Source organism: Nocardia sp. CA-119907 (genome assembly GCF_050955995.1).
In the GTDB taxonomy this organism is placed as follows: domain Bacteria; phylum Actinomycetota; class Actinomycetes; order Mycobacteriales; family Mycobacteriaceae; genus Nocardia.
Window position 1 is genome coordinate 6,678,683 of the sequence record NZ_CP192091.1, and the last position, 18,055, is coordinate 6,696,737.

Sequence of the window (18,055 nt, forward strand, 5' to 3'; positions counted from 1 at the left end):
CCTGTGTCAGTCTTCGGACTGTTGCCGCGCCGCCCTGCGACGGAGGAATGCGGTCGACTGTCCCGGCCACGGTGCGTCGGCGGGACGCAGTTCGGTCCCGGCCGCCCTGGCGGCGGCGAGGGCGAACACACCGGCAACCGCCGTGGCATTGACGATCTCACCGGCCAACGCGGCCCGCACGGCCTCGTCGACCGGCATGCGGACCAGTTCGAGATCCGCCTCCTCCAATTCCGGTTCGGGCCGGTCGGTTTCGTACAGGCCGCGCGCGGCGTACACCCGCAGCGCCTCATCGGTGAAGCCGGGCGAGAGCGCGACATCCACCAGCACCGCCCATTCCCTGGCGGCCAATCCGGTCTCCTCGGCCAATTCGCGCTTGGCCGCTTCGAGCGGATCCTCATCGGGTACGTCGAGCAGACCTGCGGGCAACTCGAGCAGTCGCTCGCCGATCGGATGTCGATACTGCCTGATCAACACCACATTGTCGGCGTCATCGATAGCCGCGACCGCGACCGCGGCATGGTGCTCGATCACCTCGCGTTCGACCACCCGCCCGCCCGGCATGGCCACCTCATCGAGCCGCAATGCGACAATGGCGCCGCTGTACACGGTCCGGCTCGCCACTGTCTCGAAATCGTGACTGCCCGGCCGGGCTCCCCCGTTATCACTCATCTACGATGCCTGATCTGCGTTCGCGAACTCTTCGTCCGGGATATCGACCGGAAGCCGCTCGGCCAGTTTATATTTCAGCGCCGCCGAGATCAGCGCCGCGAACAGCGGATGCGGCCGGGTCGGGCGGCTCTTGAGCTCGGGATGGGCCTGGGTGGCCACAAAGAACGGGTGCTTGTCCGCGGGCAGCTCGACGAATTCGACCAGATGCCCGTCGGGCGAGGTACCGCTGAACTTCAGCCCGCTGGTGGCGATCTTGTCGCGGTAGGCGTTGTTCACCTCGTAGCGATGCCGATGGCGCTCGGAGACCTGCTCGGTGCCGTAGGCCTGCGCGACCACCGACCCCTTCAGCAGCGTCGCCGGATAGGCGCCGAGGCGCATGGTGCCACCGAGATCGGCCGCACCGGCCACGATGTCCTTCTGGTCGGCCATGGTGGAGATCACCGGATGTGGTGTGTCCGGTTCGAATTCGGCCGAATTGGCCTCGGCCAGACCGACCGAGCGCGCGGCCTCGATGACCACACACTGCAAGCCGAGGCAGAGCCCGAGCAATGGCAGCCCACGGGTGCGGGCGTAGGTGATCGCGCCGACCTTGCCCTCGATGCCGCGAATACCGAATCCACCGGGAATGAGCACCGCGTCCACATCGCGCAAAGCGGCCTGCGCGCCCGCCGGGGTCTCGCACTCGTCGGACTGCACCCAGTGGATATTCACCTTGGCCCGTGAGGCGAACCCGCCCGCGCGCAATGCCTCGGTGACCGACAGGTACGCATCGGGCAGATCGACGTACTTGCCGACCAATGCGACCTCGACCGTCTCCCGCGGCTGATGCACCCGGTCGAGCAGATCTCCCCATACCGTCCAGTCCACGTCCCGGAACGGCAGCCCGAGCCTGCGCACCACATAGGCATCCAGACCCTCGCGGTGCAGCACCTTGGGAATGTCGTAGATCGACGGCGCGTCCGGGGTGGAGATGCAGGCGTCGACATCGACGTCGCACATCAGCGCGATCTTGCTCTTGAGCGCTTGGGGCACGTCGCGATCGCAGCGCAGGATCAGCGCGTCGGGCTGGATACCGATATTGCGCAGCGCGGCCACCGAGTGCTGGGTCGGCTTGGTCTTCAGCTCACCCGAGGGCGCGAGGTAGGGCACCAGCGATACGTGCAGGAAGAACACATTGTCCCGGCCCACGTCGTGGCGGATCTGCCGAGCCGCCTCGAGGAAGGGCTGCGATTCGATATCGCCGACGGTGCCACCGATTTCGGTGATCACCACATCGGGCACCTGCCCCTGCAGATCCGGGCCCTGCATGGCGAGTATGCGGCTCTTGATCTCGTCGGTGATATGCGGGATCACCTGCACCGTGTCACCGAGATATTCGCCGCGCCGCTCCTTGGCGATCACCGACGAATAGATTTGCCCGGTGGTCACATTCGCGTCCCGGGACAGGTCCCGATCGAGGAACCGCTCGTAGTGACCGACATCGAGATCGGTCTCGGCGCCGTCTTCGGTGACGAACACTTCTCCGTGCTGGAACGGATTCATGGTGCCCGGATCGACGTTCAAGTACGGGTCGAGTTTCTGCATGGTCACCCGCAGTCCGCGCGCGGTCAGGAGCTGACCGAGGCTGGAGGCGGTAAGACCCTTACCCAATGAGGAGGCGACACCACCGCTGACGAAGATGTGCTTCGTGGCCGTTCGCGCCTGATTCCGTGTATGACCCACGGGTCTTCACGGTAACACGAAAATGCTGGTCTGATCACCCACCACGCACGTTTGCCACCGAGTCGCTGCATTGGCTCGGGCCGAGCATTCGGTGCCACGTGTGCGGTCCGATGGCGCCTCGCTCCGACCATTCGCGGCTCGCTGATTACCTCGGATGCGCTGCGGCCACTCGGAAATGAGCCGGATTGTGAACGGCGCTCGACGATCTCGCGCGCGGTGCTCGAGTCGGCCGAATCCGGATCGGTTTCGGGGCTAACCAGGGCGCGGATCAGCTCTGCGGCACGGCGTTGAGTGTGAGGGAGGTCGCCTTGGTGCCGGTTCCGTATCGGCCCGCGCCGCCGTTGAGCTGTTCGCTCAGGCCGAGGACGGTGGTGACGCGCCCGATCTCGCGGTCGAGATTGTCGACGGTGGTGACGGCGGTGGCCAGCGCGGCGTCGGAGCGGATGATCGCGATGGGGCCCGGACTGTCGGCGGCACCGGATCGACCAGCGAGCACCACACCCGCGCCGCGGCCGCGCAGCCCGCCGGTGAACCGGGCGATATTGCTGCCCTGGCCGTTTTCGCTGGACTTCGCGCCGGTGCCGGTGACGACCACCGCGAGGTTGGCGGGATGCGCCGGGGTGTCGCCATAGGCGAGGAACCCGCCGCCGCGCAATGTCTCCAGCGCCAGGCTCAGCTCCTGCGGGGTGCTGCGCGGTTGCGCGTTCACGGGGTCGAGCAGCAGCACCAAGCCGAGCAGATCGCCCCCCATACTCCCCTGATCGACCTGTCCGGTGCGCAGCTGCGCGCCCGCCGGAATGACATTGGTGATCGCGGTGCGCATCCGATCGCCCTCGGCGGCATCGACGAACGGGTCGGTGAGTGCGATCCGGCCGGTCACGGTGGCGCCGGAGGTTTCCAGATCTTTCGCCACCGCCTCGACATCGGCGGGTTCGGCATCGGGGGTCGTGAAGACAATGACGCTGCGGTCGGAGAGGGTGCCGCCGAGGATGCGGCCCGCCGAATCGGCGATGAACCGGTCCGCGGCATTCATTTCGTCGGTGAGCCGTCGGTTCTGATCGGTGGCCACATCGAGTTGTTTGCGCAGATCCGACTTATCCGCGCGCAGTCCGGACAGCAGGTCGGCCGCCACGGTCTGCGAGCCGAGGACCACGCCGAGGGCGAGGGCCAGGAAGATCGCGACGATCGAAACCGCGTGCTGCCGAAACGAAATCATCGGTTGCCTCCCGCGCCGATCTGGCCCTGGGCCCATAGCGCGAACCGATTCCAGGTGTCGGTGGCCCAGTCCAATGCCTCGGCACCGGTATTCGAGGCGAGCATGACCACGATCACCGCTAGGAGTGCGGCGAGCACGACCATCGCGATGGCGGTTCCGAATACCCGGTTTCGGTAGAGCGTTGCGACGGCCTTTGCATCCACGAGTTTGGTGCCGATTTTTAGTCGCGTCAGGAAAGTCGCCGGATTGCTGTCGCGGCGGCCGCGGTCGAAGAAGTCGTCCAGCGATGCGGCGGCGCCCGCGGTCACGATCAGCGCCGCACCATGGTGGTGGGCCAGCAACAGGGCCAGATCGGCGGGTGCGCCGGACGAAGGGAATGTCGTCGCGCCGATGCCGAGATCCTGGATGCGTTCCAGCCCCTTGGCGTGGCCGTCGGTATCGGCGGGCAGGATCATCTCGGCGCCGCATTTCAAGGTGGCGCTGGTGATTTCGTCCGGGTCGCCGACGATCAGATCGGGGCGGTATCCCTGCTTCATCAAGGTATCCGCGCCACGACCGACCCCCACCATGATCGGCACGTACTCCTTGATGAACGGCTTCAGTCGCTTGAGATCGTCCGCGTGGTCCGGGCCGTCGGCCACCACGACCACATGGCGATGCTTCATCTCCAGCTCGAGTTCCGGCACCCCGATGCCGTCGATGAGCAGCGCGCTCTCGGTGCGGATGAACTCGATCGTATTGCCCGCGAAGGCCTCCAGATGATCGGCCAGGCCGTTGCGGGCCTCGATCATCCGCTCGGCGATATCGGATTCGGTCAGTTCGATGCCCGTGACCAGAACCTCGGGCTCCTTCTTGACCAATTTGTCGGCGTAGACGACGCCCTCGTCGATGCGGACCTTGGTGCCGTCCTTGATCTTGAACGCATCCGAACTCACCGTGTCCAGCAGCAGAATCCCGTTGGCGACCAACACTTCCGGCCCCAGATTGGGGTAGCGGCCCGAGATCGACGGCGAGGTGTTCACCACCGCGACCGCGCCCGCCTCGACCAGCCGATCGGCGGTGAGCCGATCCAGATCCAGCTCATCGAGTATTACGACATCACCGGGTCCGACCCGCTTCAGCAAACGCCTGGTGTTGCGGTCAACCCGAACTATCCCAGTTAGCCCGGGTAGCGCTTCGGTGTTCTTGGACAACAACGCCAACATCTTCATGAGCCCAGATCATGGCCGCAAGCTCTCGATCATCGATGGAGGCGCGCCGACCATCTACCACATTCGTCACTGTGATAACAAACCGGCACACCTCCGGCTACCAACTCGCGCCCTGCTAACGAGCAGCCGGCAACTAATCAGCGATCCATAACGGCGAAGACGGCATCGCCGACCTGAGACCGGACGCGCACCAGATCAGCCGGCACCGCGATTCGAAGTCGACCGGAGCCCGACACAATGTGATCCGTGTGACAGGGCTCACGACGAATTCAGACAGTACCCGTATGCTGCCGGTCACAGATATCTCGAAGAGGAGACAGTATGGCCAGCAGCACCGTTGACGTCGTCATCGCGGCACCGCGCGATGTCGTCTACAAATTCTTCACCGAGCGGGACGGTATCAACCCGTACATTCCGGTGGACTTCACACTGAAGACGCCCGGCACCCCGGTCCCGAACGGCGTCGGCGCGCAGTACCTGATCGGCAAGGGCGGAATCGGCATCGTCGAGGAGACCACCAAGTTGGTCCCGGGCGAGCTGATGGAGTACAAGATCGTCAAGGGCGCGCCGGTAAAGCGCCACGTCGGCACCATCAATTTCGCCGACGCCGACGGCGGCACCCTGGTCTCCTACACGATGGAGTCCGAGCCCAGCCTCCCTGTCCCCGCGAAGGTCGTCGAGTTGGGCCTCAAGAACCTCATCAACCAGTTCATCAGGGGCGCGCAAAAAGCCCTGCGCTGAACAGCCGTCAAGCGAGAGCGCGCTCGGCGCGGGCCGTTTCCAGCAGTTCCTCGGCATGGGCTCGGCCGGTTTCGGTGTCGTCGAGACCGGCCAGCATGCGGGCGAGTTCGATGACGCGCTCGTCCTTGGTCAGGGCGCGGACGCCGCTGTTCACCTTGCCCTTGCCGTCATCGGATTTGTCCACCACCAGATGGGTGTCGGCGAAGGCGGCGACCTGCGGTAGGTGGGTCACCACGATCACCTGATGGGTGCGGGCCAGCCGGGCCAGCCGACGACCGATCTCGACCGCGGCCCGGCCGCCGACACCGGCGTCGACCTCGTCGAAAACCATGGTCGCGCCGTGATCCGAACTCGCGAGCACCACTTCGAGTGCCAGCATCACGCGCGAGAGCTCACCGCCGGATGCGCTCTTGCTCAATGGCAATGACTGCGCGCCGGAATGCGCCGAGAGCCGGAACTCTACTTCGTCGACACCGGTCGACCCCGCGTGCAGTTCCGTACCGTCCACCGTCAGCGGCGCCGAGTCCTGCGGACTCGCGGGCATCGGCCGCACCACCACCTCGAGTTTCGCCTTGCCCATCGCGAGGCCCCCGAGTTCGGCGCTCACCGCCGAGGCGAGCTTGCCCGCCGACTTCGTGCGCGCGGCAGTCAATTTGCGGGCCGCCTCGCGAACCCGTTCCGCGGCGATATCCACCTCCACCGCCAATGCGGCCAAGGCCTCTTCGGAGACATCGAGCGAGCCCAGGCGCGTGCGCGCCTCATCGGCCCACGCGATCACCCCATCGATATCCGGCGCGTACTTGCGGGTCAGCGATTTCAACTCGGCCTGCCGGGTGAGCAGCGAATCCAAGGCGCCGGGGTCCGAAGGCAGATCCGCGAGATAGCCGCTGAGTTCGGTGGTCAGATCGACGATCACCGCAATCGCCTCACCGAGTCGCGGACCGAGTCCGGTCAGCGCCGGATCATCGGCCGATTCGATGCGGGCCCGCGCGGCGCCGAGCAATTCCAGTGCGCCCGAACCATCTTCGGGCGAATCGGCGGGACCGGCCAATGCGTCGTGCGCGACCGCGGCGGCCTCGCGCAGCGAATCCAGATCGCTGAGCCTGCGCACCTCGTCGACAATGCGCACATCCTCACCCGGTTCCGGTGCGATGGCGTCGATTTCGGACAGCGAATGTTTGAGCCGGTCGGCCTCCAGGGCGAGTTCCCTACTGCGCGCGGTGCGTTCGAGCAATTCGGTGCGGGCAGCGAGCCAGGATCGCCGCTGCACCTGGTACTTGCGCAACAGCGGGCCGACCGCGTCGGCCGCGAACTGGTCCAGCGCGGACAACTGCTGATCCGGACGCTGCAGCCGCAGTTGGTCGTTCTGGCCGTGCACGGTCAGCAGCGGAGCGGTGAAATCGGCCAGCACCGAGGCAGGTACGCCGCGCCCGCCCAGATGCGCGCGCGAGCGTCCGTCACTGCCGACGGTGCGGATCGCGATGACGCTGCCGTCGTCATCGCGTTCGGCCGCAGCCGATTCCAGTACTTCCTGCACTTGTTTCTGCGCGGTCGTATTCACCTCGTCGACGGTGAACCGTCCCTCGACCACGGCGCGCGCCGCACCCAACCGGACCCGGCCCGCATCGGCTCGCGCCCCGCTGAGCAGGTGCAGGCTGGTCACCACCATGGTCTTACCGGCGCCGGTCTCACCGGTCAGAACCGTCAGACCCGCATGGAATTGCGCGGTGGCCGTCGATATGACGCCAAGGCCGTCAATCCTGATCTCTGTCAGCACGTGTGCTCTCCGTTCGCCGTCGCCCACGCCAGCCTGTCACGGGCAATTGGAACTTGCGCACCATCCGGTCGGCGAACGGCGCGGAATCCAAACGCACCCAGCGCACCGGTTCGGCGCCGCGGACCGCCTCGAGCCGCCCGCCCTTCGGCAATGCGAGGGTCCGCCTGCCGTCCAGGAAAACTATCGCATCATGGCCCGCCGCAACGGATTCGACCGCGATCCTGGACTCCGGACTGGTCACCAGCGGCCGCGCGAACAGGGCGTGCGCATTGCTCGGAATCACCAGCAGCGCTTCGAGCTCCGGCCACACCACCGGGCCGCCCGCGGAGAACGCGTAGGCGGTCGAGCCGGTCGGTGTGGAAATGAGGATGCCGTCGCAGCCGAACTGCGAGACCGGACGCCCGTCGACCTCGAGAACAACCTCGAGCACGCCCATCCGTGCGGCGTTCTCGATGCTGGCTTCGTTGAGCGCCCACCCGGTTTCGATGATCTCGTCGTCCACCCGGACGGTGACATCGATGGTCATCCGGTGTTCGAGGCGATAGTCGCCGCGGACCACACTCGCCAACGCCTCATCGAGATGTTCGGCCTCGGCCTCGGTGAGAAATCCGATGCGGCCCAGATTGATTCCCAGCACCGGCACCCCGGCGGGCCTGGCCAATTCGGCCGCGCGGAGGAAAGTACCGTCACCACCGAGCGACAGCACCATCTCACAACCGACCGCCGCGTCCGGGCAGTGCTCGACCACGCGCGCGGGATATCCGCCCGGTTCCGCCACCGCCGTCGCAACCGGTGCGCTGGGCGCACAGTCGATATCGAATCGGGTGCTGTCCGCCTCGTCCGCGAGCACGCGCAATCCGATGCCCGCGTCGGCGAAGATCTTCGCGACGCGATGGGCGGTCTCGATGATCTCCGCCCGGCCCGGATGCGAAACCAGCAGAATCTCCCTGGATTCGACCGGTGTCAGCGCGTTCACTGTGGACCCTCCTCAACTGCACGCTCGACCAGAGCCGCGACCTGCTCGCCGTCGTACTCGAACTGCCCGTCCTTACGCAGCCACAGAAAGTATTCGACATTGCCTGAGGGACCGGGCAGCGGGCTGGCCACCACCCCGGCGGTGCGCAACCCCAACTCGGCGGCGGCCGCCGCGACATCGCGCACCACTTCGGCGCGCAATGCGGGATCGCGCACCACACCGCCGGAGCCTACCCGCTCCTTACCCACCTCGAACTGCGGCTTCACCATGGGCAGCAGGTCCGCGCCCGGCGCGCTGCAGGCCGCGAGCGCGGGCAGCACCAGAGCCAGCGAGATGAACGACAGGTCACCGACTACCAGTTCTACGGTGCCGCCGATGGAGTCGGGGGTGATGGCGCGGACATTGGTGCGGTCGAAGACCCGCACCCGGTCATCGTTCTGCAGGCGCCAGATCAGTTGGCCGTACCCGACATCGACGGCCACGACCTCCCGCGCCTGCTTCGAGAGCAGCACATCGGTGAAACCCCCGGTCGACGCGCCGGCATCCAGACAGCGTTTACCCGCGACGGTCAATCCCTGCGGTTCGAACGCCGCCAGCGCTCCCAGCAGTTTGTGCGCACCGCGCGATGCCCACGACACTTCGTCGGGCTCCTCGCGCACGATCAACGGCGTGCCCGCCTCGACAGCGGTCGCCGGTTTCACGGCGACCGTTCCAGCAATCAGGACGCGGCCCGCACCGATCAGCTCGACCGCGTGTTCTCGCGATCGTGCCAACCCGCGGCGAACCAATTCGGCGTCCACCCGCGCGCGCCTGGCCACCTCAGATCTTGTCCACCGTGGCCAGAGCCTGGACGAGCACCTCATGTGCCTGCTCCAGGATGCGGGCGCGCCGCGTGATATCGGCGCCGGAATCGGAGTCGGTCATCGGCGGCGTCGCCGCCACTGCGGTCCAGGCCGGACGCGCGTCGAGTTCGGCCAGCAACCCGTCGATCTCGGCGCGAATCTTCGCGGGGTCGGCGGGCTCCTGGCGTCCCTGAGCGCCCGGCAGATGCTGGCCGGGCACCGGCGGCCCGGGGCGGGGTCCGTTCGAGCCGGGGCCGTAGGTACCGGGGCCATGGGGCTGGGGCGTACCGGATCCGTTCGGGCGTGGCATCGGAGTAGTCATCGTGGGGTCAACGCTATCGGATTTCCGAACCCGACGCGCGCACCGTCACGGCTCTTCCCGGGTTACGCCGTAAGCGTTCTGCCAAGTCGGCGGCGCCGTCGCTCGGGTCGGTGTCGACCGGCGGGTGATTCAGTGCGTCCAATGAGTCCGAGATGTAGGTCGGGATCCGGTCCGCGGGGGCGTCGCGCAATTCGTCGAGGGTGCTCACGCCGGTCAGGACCAGCAGGGATTCGAGGCCCACACGGTTGGCGCCCTCGATATCGGTATCCAGGCGGTCGCCCACCACCAGCGCGCTGCGCGTTCCGGCGCGCACCAGGGCATCCTCGAGCAGTGGCGCATAGGGTTTGCCCGCCACCAGCGGCTCACGGCCGGAAGCGGCGCGCAATGCCGCGACCATGGCGCCGTTGCCCGGCGCGAGTCCGCGCTCGTTCGGCAGCGTCTTATCGGTATTGGCGGCAACCCACAGTGCGTCAGCGCTCAGCGCGTAGGCCGCTTCGGCCAGATCCGGCCAGGCGGTTTCGGGCGAATGTCCTTGTACGACAGCGTCGGGTGCGGCGCCATTGAAGCGCCGGATCGAGCGCAACCCGACCGCGTCCACTTCCTTGGCCAGGTCATCGGTGCCGACGATCAACACGGTCGCGCGGGGATCGAGCCGTTCCGCCAACAACCGCGCCGCCGCCTGCGCACTCGTCACGACGTCATCGGTATTCGCCACGAATCCCAATTCGGCCAAATGCCGAGCTACCACATCCGGACCGCGACTCGCGTTATTCGTGACATACACAAGTCGCTGCGGCACAACGGAATCCGCCAATGCCTCCGGCGCGCCCTCGATCACTTCGGGCCCGCGATACAGCGTGCCATCCAGATCCAGCAGCAGGGCCTCATACCGATCTCGTAGCCGCTTCACACCACTCTCACTTCATGTCACCGACCGGCACCTTGCCATTGTTCCCGGGCACGCCCGATCGCTCGGCCCACAGTTCCTCGGCAGTGACCGAGACATTCGAACCCTACGCCAGCCCGCCGACAGGAAGAATGAGGGCATCGACCGACAGTGCACCCCAAGCACTTTCCGAACACTCGCCCAGATCGCCAGCGCGTCGCGCGACATCGCCAACCGCGTCGGAGCAACTCGCCGCCGCCACCTCGCCCACCGATCGATATCGAACAAACTTTCGATTCCCCATCGTACGTTGGCTGCCATGGTCAGCTCCAGCACCGCCCCTTCCAGCACGACCTATATTCGCCCGCGCGTTCTGCGCCCTCGGCCTGCCCTTCCCTGTGCCGCTCGAAGTGGTCCTGCTGTCCACCCACCCGACCTAACCCGCGCCGGTCGAGCGAAGAGCCGACACCGTCCTTCACGCCACCTCCCCCGGAGGCCAGTGCCCTGGGCCGCTACGAAGCGACCACCTCTGGGTCGACGGGCCCCAGCTTGGTCCTCACGGTCGGCGTTGCCTCGCGGGCAGCTATTGGTCGGTGTCGCCGGTAAGTTCTTCGGCACGTTCCTCGGCGTCGGTTTCGCCGTCGAGATCGGCGGAGGCGGCATTGAGGAACCAGGTGAGGCCCTCGGCGGTGCGGCCTGCGGCGACCAGTGCGTCGGCGTAAGCGTAGAAGAGGCGCGCGGCGGCCGAGCCCGTGCGGGCCGGGTCCAGTTCCGAGGTTTGCAGGGTGACCACGGCCTGGTCGTACTGGCCGAGATCCATGCGAGCGCCCGCGACCACGATGCGGAGTTCGGTGGCCTCATCACCGCTCAGGGAACGGGCCTCATCGCTGCGGCCCAATTCGATGGCACGTTCGGGGCGGCCGAGGCCGCGTTCACAGTCGGCCATCACAGCGAGTAGACCGGAACCACCCGACATCCGCCGGGCCGTGCGTAGTTCGGAAAGCGCCTCGGCCCATTCACCCGCGTGGTAAGCGGTGACGCCAGCGGTTTCGCGGACCACGGCAATGCGACCCGCACGTTGGCGGGCGGCTCGTGCGTGGGCCAGAGCAACACGCGGGTCGTCATCGATCAGTCGAGCCGCCATCACGAGGTGGCGGGCAACCGTTTCGGCATTGCCCTTATCCAGGCTCAGCAGATCGCGGCGCACCTCGACTTCGAGATCGGTCGCCTGAACGTCATCGGGCAGATCCGGCTCTTCCGGCCGCGGTGCACGCCGATCCGCCGAGCCGCCCCCGGCTCGTGCGCCTTCGCCGCCCCGACGGCGGTCCTGCGGGTCATCGCCACGCTGAGTCCAGCCGCCACGCTGCCCAGAACCGCCCCGGCCACCAGAGTCACCACCACGGCTGAATCCACCGCGCTGCCCAGCATCCTCACGCCGCTTGGACCCGCCGCGTTCACCAGCGTCGCCCCGCTGTCCCGAGTCGCCGCCGCGCTTGAAGCCACCGCGCTCGCCGGAACCACCTCGGGTGAAGCCGCCACGATCACCTGAATCACCACGGCTGAATCCGCCGCGATCGCCCGAGCCACCACGGCCTGAACCACCGCGATCCCCCGAGCCGCCACGGTAGCCACGGTCACCGGAGTCACTTCGCGGACCGGCATCACCACCGCGTTTGAAGCCTCCACGATCACCGGAACCACCGCCACGCGGAGCTGAGTCTTCACGGCGACTGAAGCCGCCGCGGTCCTGGGATCCAGCGCGAGCACCCGCATCACCACGGCTGAACCCGCCCCGCTCACCAGAATCGCCACTTCGCTTGAAGCCACCGCGCTCACCAGAGTCGCCCGAACGCTTGAATCCTCCACGCTCACCGGAACCACCGCGAGCAAAGCCGCTGCGGTCACTGGAAGAATCGCCGCGTTGGTCGGAGTCACCGCGTCTGAAGCCGCCGGTGCCGCCACGTTTGAAGCCGCTACGGTCACTGGAATCACCACGGTTGAAACCGCCGCGCTCACCGGAGTCACCACGATTGAAGCCACCGCGCTCGCCGGAACCGCTGCGGTTGAAACCGCCACGGTCACCCGAGCTGCTTCGAGGGCTCGAGTCGCCGCTGCGTTTGAATCCAGCGCGTTCGCCGGAGCTACCTCGGTCGGTGGAGTCGTCGCGGGAGGCACTGCCTCGATCGCGGTCGGGACCCTCGTTGCGCTGACCGGAGCCGCGCTCGGGACCGCCCCGCCGGAAGGACTTCCGGCCGTCGTTCTGTTCCGACACGGTGGCCCCTTTCTAGGTTCCGCCAGAGGTTGTCGAACCCCTGAATTCAATCATGTGTCGGCGGTCGGACCCCGAGCACGGCTTAGATCTAGGTGCATAAACGACGATAGGGGACCCAAGTTTGGGTCCCCTATCGTGAAGGATGTTCCGGCGGTGTCCTACTCTCCCACACCCTGTCGAGTGCAGTACCATCGGCGCTGGTGGCCTTAGCTTCCGGGTTCGGAATGGGACCGGGCGTTTCCCCACCGCTATAGCCGCCGTAACTCTATGAAACTATCCACACACCCACCACGACAAACAAAGAAACAATCTCTTTGTTCATCGAACAGCAGGTGTCTGTGTGTTGTTTCAGATACCGCACAGTGGACGCGTAGCTTCTTTGTTGGTAAGTCCTCGGCCGATTAGTACCAGTCACCTACACCCGTTACCGGGCTTCCAGTTCTGGCCTATCAACCCCATGGTCTGTGGGGGGCCTTAACCACTCGAGGGTGGTGAGAAACCTCATCTTGGAACAGGCTTCCCGCTTAGATGCTTTCAGCGGTTATCCCTTCCGAACGTAGCTAACCAGCAGTGCCCTTGGCAGGACAACTGGCACACCAGAGGTTCGTCCGTCCCGGTCCTCTCGTACTAGGGACAGCCTTCCTCAAGTTTCTGACGCGCGCGGCGGATAGAGACCGAACTGTCTCACGACGTTCTAAACCCAGCTCGCGTGCCGCTTTAATGGGCGAACAGCCCAACCCTTGGGACCTACTCCAGCCCCAGGATGCGACGAGCCGACATCGAGGTGCCAAACCATCCCGTCGATATGGACTCTTGGGGAAGATCAGCCTGTTATCCCCGGGGTACCTTTTATCCGTTGAGCGACACCGCTTCCACTTGCCGGTGCCGGATCACTAGTCCCGACTTTCGTCCCTGCTCGAGCTGTCACTCTCACAGTCAAGCTCCCTTGTGCACTTGCACTCGACACCTGATTGCCAACCAGGCTGAGGGAACCTTTGGGCGCCTCCGTTACATTTTAGGAGGCAACCGCCCCAGTTAAACTACCCACCAGGCACTGTCCCTGAACCAGATCATGGTCCGAGGTTAGAAGTCCAATACGACCAGAGTGGTATTTCAACGACGACTCCACAAACACTGGCGTGCCTGCTTCACAGTCTCCCACCTATCCTACACAAACCGTACCGAACACCAATACCAAGCTATAGTGAAGGTCCCGGGGTCTTTTCGTCCTGCCGCGCGTAACGAGCATCTTTACTCGTAATGCAATTTCGCCGAGTCTGTGGTTGAGACAGCAGAGAAGTCGTTACGCCATTCGTGCAGGTCGGAACTTACCCGACAAGGAATTTCGCTACCTTAGGATGGTTATAGTTACCACCGCCGTTTACCGGGGCTTAAATTCTCAGCTTCGCGCCGAAGCGCTAACCGGTCCTCTTAACCTTCCGGCACCGGGCAGGCGTCAGTCCGTATACATCGTCTTACGACTTCGCACGGACCTGTGTTTTTAGTAAACAGTCGCTTCTCTCTGGTCTCTGCGACCCAACCCAGCTCCGAGAGTAAATCTCATCACCAGACCGGGTCCCCCTTCTCCCGAAGTTACGGGGGCATTTTGCCGAGTTCCTTAACCACAGTTCTCTCGATCGCCTCAGTATTCTCTACCTGACCACCTGTGTCGGTTTGGGGTACGGGCCGTGTACCAACTCACTAGAGGCTTTTCTCGGCAGCATAGGATCACTGAATTCACCTCAATCGGCTACGCATCACCTCTCAGGATATATGAACGGCGGATTTGCCTACCGCTCTCCCTACAGGCTTACACCAGTACAACCACTGACTGGCCCAGCTACCTTCCTGCGTCACCCCATCGCTTGACTACTACACCCAGGATCCCATGCAGCCGCTTCAGGTCTCCCGAAGGAGATCCCTCCACATTTGGATGGTTAGCACAGATGATTCGCCATTGGGCGCGGATACACGGGTACGGGAATATCAACCCGTTGTCCATCGACTACGCCTGTCGGCCTCGCCTTAGGTCCCGACTCACCCTGGGCGGATTAACCTGGCCCAGGAACCCTTGGTCATTCGGCGGACGAGTTTCTCACTCGTCTTTCGCTACTCATGCCTGCATTCTCACTCCCACAGCCTCCACAACTAGCTCACGCTGCTGCTTCCAAGGCTGTAGGACGCTCCCCTACCCATCCACACCACTGCACACACCCCCGTAGAGATGTGCGGATGTATTGTGTGAATGCCGCGGCTTCGGCGGTGTACTTGAGCCCCGCTACATTGTCGGCGCAGAATCACTTGACCAGTGAGCTATTACGCACTCTTTCAAGGATGGCTGCTTCTAAGCCAACCTCCTGGTTGTCTTCGCGACTCCACATCCTTTTCCACTTAGTACACGCTTAGGGGCCTTAGCCGGCGATCTGGGCTGTTTCCCTCTCGACTACGAAGCTTATCCCCCGCAGTCTCACTGCCACGCTCTCACACACCGGCATTCGGAGTTTGGCTGATTTCGGTAAGCTTGTAGGCCCCCTAGACCATCCAGTAGCTCTACCTCCGGCGTGAAACACGTGACGCTGCACCTAAATGCATTTCGGGGAGAACCAGCTATCACGGAGTTTGATTGGCCTTTCACCCCTACCCACAGCTCATCCCCTCAGTTTTCAACCTAAGTGGGTTCGGGCCTCCACGACGTCTTACCGTCGCTTCACCCTGGCCATGGGTAGATCACTCCGCTTCGGGTCTAGAACACGCGACTCAAAACGCCCTATTCGGACTCGCTTTCGCTACGGCTACCCCACACGGGTTAACCTCGCCACATGCCACTAACTCGCAGGCTCATTCTTCAAAAGGCACGCCATCACCCACCCTAGTAAACTAGGCGCAGGCCCTGACGGATTGTAAGCGCACGGTTTCAGGTACTATTTCACTCCCCTCCCGGGGTACTTTTCACCTTTCCCTCACGGTACTAGTCCGCTATCGGTCACCAGGGAGTATTCAGGCTTACCGGGTGGTCCCGGCAGATTCACAGCAGATTTCACGGGCCCGCTGCTACTCGGGCATCATCCACAACAGCCGTTGAGTTTTCACTTACCGGGCTATCACCGTCTACGGCAGGCCGTTCCAGACCACTTCAACTAACCCAACGGTTTCTGACTGTCGCTCAGACCGGCAGATCTGAGAAGAATGACCCCACTACCCCACACACGCAACCCCTGCCGGGTATCACACGTGCATGGTTTAGCCTCATCCGCTTTCGCTCGCCACTACTCACGGAATCACAATTGTTTTCTCTTCCTGTGGGTACTGAGATGTTTCACTTCCCCACGTTCCCTCCACACACCCTATATATTCAGATGCGGGTAACACGACATCACTCGTGCTGGGTTTCCCCATTCGGAAATCCTCGGATCTCAGCTCGGTTGACAGCTCCCCGAGGCTTATCGCAGCCTCCTACGTCCTTCATCGGCTCCTGGTGCCAAGGCATCCACCGTACGCTCTTAAACACTTACTAACAAAGATGCTCGCGTCCACTGTGCAGTTCTCAAACAACACACCCGAAAGAATCCAACTCCGACACCAGCACCCCAGCCCAAAAAACTGGAGTCGGTATGACCGGAAACCCGATCGGATCGTTATCTTGCCTGGAAAGAACGCCTGTTCTTTCAGGACCCAACAGTGTGTCGATATATCCACCGCGACCAACCACCGAGGATTGATCCAATGCGATGAAACCTGTCAGCGTTCCACCCATGAGCTCCGCAGTCCCACATTCGAGGACATAAGCGGCTCTGGCACTCCCGAGAACGACTCTTCGAACCGAGTAGTGCAGATGCTCCTTAGAAAGGAGGTGATCCAGCCGCACCTTCCGGTACGGCTACCTTGTTACGACTTCGTCCCAATCGCCAATCCCACCTTCGACGGCTCCCTCCACAAGGGTTAGGCCACCGGCTTCGGGTGTTACCGACTTTCATGACGTGACGGGCGGTGTGTACAAGGCCCGGGAACGTATTCACCGCAGCGTTGCTGATCTGCGATTACTAGCGACTCCAACTTCACGGGGTCGAGTTGCAGACCCCGATCCGAACTGAGACCGGCTTTAAGGGATTCGCTCCACCTCACGGTATCGCAGCCCTCTGTACCGGCCATTGTAGCATGTGTGAAGCCCTGGACATAAGGGGCATGATGACTTGACGTCGTCCCCACCTTCCTCCGAGTTGACCCCGGCAGTCTCTCACGAGTCCCCGCCATTACGCGCTGGCAACATAAGATAAGGGTTGCGCTCGTTGCGGGACTTAACCCAACATCTCACGACACGAGCTGACGACAGCCATGCACCACCTGTACACCGACCACAAGGGGGCCTACATCTCTGCAGGTTTCCGGTGTATGTCAAACCCAGGTAAGGTTCTTCGCGTTGCATCGAATTAATCCACATGCTCCGCCGCTTGTGCGGGCCCCCGTCAATTCCTTTGAGTTTTAGCCTTGCGGCCGTACTCCCCAGGCGGGGTACTTAATGCGTTAGCTACGGCACGGATCCCGTGGAAGGAAACCCACACCTAGTACCCACCGTTTACGGCGTGGACTACCAGGGTATCTAATCCTGTTCGCTACCCACGCTTTCGCTTCTCAGCGTCAGTTACTTCCCAGAGACCCGCCTTCGCCACCGGTGTTCCTCCTGATATCTGCGCATTTCACCGCTACACCAGGAATTCCAGTCTCCCCTGAAGTACTCTAGTCCGCCCGTATCGACCGCAAGCCCACCGTTGAGCGGTAGGTTTTCACGATCGACGCGACGAACCGCCTACAAGCTCTTTACGCCCAGTAATTCCGGACAACGCTCGCACCCTACGTATTACCGCGGCTGCTGGCACGTAGTTGGCCGGTGCTTCTTCTACAGGTACCGTCACTTACGCTTCGTCCCTGTCGAAAGAGGTTTACAACCCGAAGGCCGTCATCCCTCACGCGGCGTCGCTGCATCAGGCTTCCGCCCATTGTGCAATATTCCCCACTGCTGCCTCCCGTAGGAGTCTGGGCCGTGTCTCAGTCCCAGTGTGGCCGGTCACCCTCTCAGGTCGGCTACCCGTCGTCGCCTTGGTAGGCCATTACCCCACCAACAAGCTGATAGGCCGCGGGCCCATCCTGTACCGATAAATCTTTCCACCACAAGACATGCATCCCATGGTCATATCCGGTATTAGACCCAGTTTCCCAGGCTTATCCCGAAGTACAGGGCAGATCACCCACGTGTTACTCACCCGTTCGCCGCTCGTGTACCCCGAAGGGCCTTACCGCTCGACTTGCATGTGTTAAGCACGCCGCCAGCGTTCGTCCTGAGCCAGGATCAAACTCTCCGTTGAAGACTCACAATCACACCCCAAAGGATGCAATCAAAAGTATCTAAACTAGAGTCCGAAAACC

At 63.6% G+C, this 18,055-nt stretch carries 10 protein-coding genes, 3 rRNA genes and 1 pseudogene; 1 reads left to right on the top strand and 13 read right to left on the bottom strand.

Annotated elements, in window-relative coordinates:
• Window positions 1-6: 6 nt before the first annotated feature.
• The 4 genes from ACQP2D_RS29715 to steA form a co-directional block, all read right to left on the bottom strand.
• Entirely contained in the window at window positions 7-669 is a 663-nt protein-coding gene (locus tag ACQP2D_RS29715; RefSeq protein WP_433679228.1) for an NUDIX domain-containing protein, read from the bottom strand.
• Window positions 670-2,391: a CTP synthase gene (locus ACQP2D_RS29720; protein WP_433679230.1), complete on the bottom strand. Its 1,722-nt coding sequence runs from the start codon at window positions 2,389-2,391 to the stop codon at window positions 670-672.
• A gap of 268 nt (window positions 2,392-2,659) precedes the next feature.
• On the bottom strand, window positions 2,660-3,607 hold the full coding sequence (locus ACQP2D_RS29725) for a copper transporter (protein WP_433679231.1): 948 nt from the start codon (window positions 3,605-3,607) through the stop codon (window positions 2,660-2,662).
• Window positions 3,604-4,818, bottom strand: a complete 1,215-nt coding sequence (steA, locus tag ACQP2D_RS29730; protein WP_433679232.1) for a putative cytokinetic ring protein SteA — start codon at window positions 4,816-4,818, stop codon at window positions 3,604-3,606. Before steA ends, ACQP2D_RS29725 begins: the two co-directional genes overlap by 4 nt.
• 321 nt (window positions 4,819-5,139) lie before the next feature.
• On the opposite strand from steA, the gene ACQP2D_RS29735 reads away from it, so the two are divergent.
• Window positions 5,140-5,559 (top strand): SRPBCC family protein, encoded by a 420-nt coding sequence (locus tag ACQP2D_RS29735; protein ID WP_433679233.1) that lies wholly within the window; start codon window positions 5,140-5,142, stop codon window positions 5,557-5,559.
• A 7-nt stretch (window positions 5,560-5,566) separates the two neighbouring features.
• On the opposite strand, the gene recN is transcribed toward ACQP2D_RS29735, so the two are convergent.
• From recN to ACQP2D_RS29780, 9 genes and pseudogenes are all read right to left on the bottom strand, one after another.
• Window positions 5,567-7,336, bottom strand: coding sequence for a DNA repair protein RecN (recN, locus tag ACQP2D_RS29740; RefSeq protein WP_433679234.1), 1,770 nt, complete (start codon window positions 7,334-7,336; stop codon window positions 5,567-5,569).
• Complete coding sequence (locus ACQP2D_RS29745) at window positions 7,314-8,312, bottom strand: NAD kinase (RefSeq protein WP_433679235.1); 999 nt, start codon at window positions 8,310-8,312, stop codon at window positions 7,314-7,316. Before ACQP2D_RS29745 ends, recN begins: the two co-directional genes overlap by 23 nt.
• Window positions 8,309-9,130 (bottom strand): TlyA family RNA methyltransferase, encoded by an 822-nt coding sequence (locus tag ACQP2D_RS29750; RefSeq protein ID WP_433679236.1) that lies wholly within the window; start codon window positions 9,128-9,130, stop codon window positions 8,309-8,311. The genes ACQP2D_RS29745 and ACQP2D_RS29750 overlap by 4 nt, the downstream gene beginning before the upstream one ends.
• Before the next feature lies 1 nt (window position 9,131).
• Window positions 9,132-9,476 carry a hypothetical protein gene (locus ACQP2D_RS29755; RefSeq protein ID WP_433679237.1) on the bottom strand — a complete coding sequence of 115 codons (345 nt, stop codon included), beginning with the start codon at window positions 9,474-9,476 and terminating at the stop codon, window positions 9,132-9,134.
• A 13-nt stretch (window positions 9,477-9,489) separates the two neighbouring features.
• The gene (locus ACQP2D_RS29760; protein WP_433679238.1) at window positions 9,490-10,386 is read right to left on the bottom strand and encodes an HAD-IIA family hydrolase; all 897 of its coding nucleotides are present in this window, start codon (window positions 10,384-10,386) and stop codon (window positions 9,490-9,492) included.
• Between the two features lie 559 nt (window positions 10,387-10,945).
• Window positions 10,946-12,010: pseudogene (locus ACQP2D_RS29765) on the bottom strand (hypothetical protein); the annotation flags it as partial.
• Window positions 12,011-12,779: 769 nt separating this feature from the next.
• A 5S ribosomal RNA gene (rrf, locus tag ACQP2D_RS29770) occupies window positions 12,780-12,896 on the bottom strand.
• A 119-nt stretch (window positions 12,897-13,015) separates the two neighbouring features.
• Window positions 13,016-16,148, bottom strand: a 23S ribosomal RNA gene (locus ACQP2D_RS29775).
• Window positions 16,149-16,477: 329 nt separating this feature from the next.
• Window positions 16,478-17,994 (bottom strand): 16S ribosomal RNA (locus tag ACQP2D_RS29780).
• Together the 16S, 23S and 5S rRNA genes form the textbook arrangement of a ribosomal RNA operon.
• Window positions 17,995-18,055: the final 61 nt, after the last annotated feature.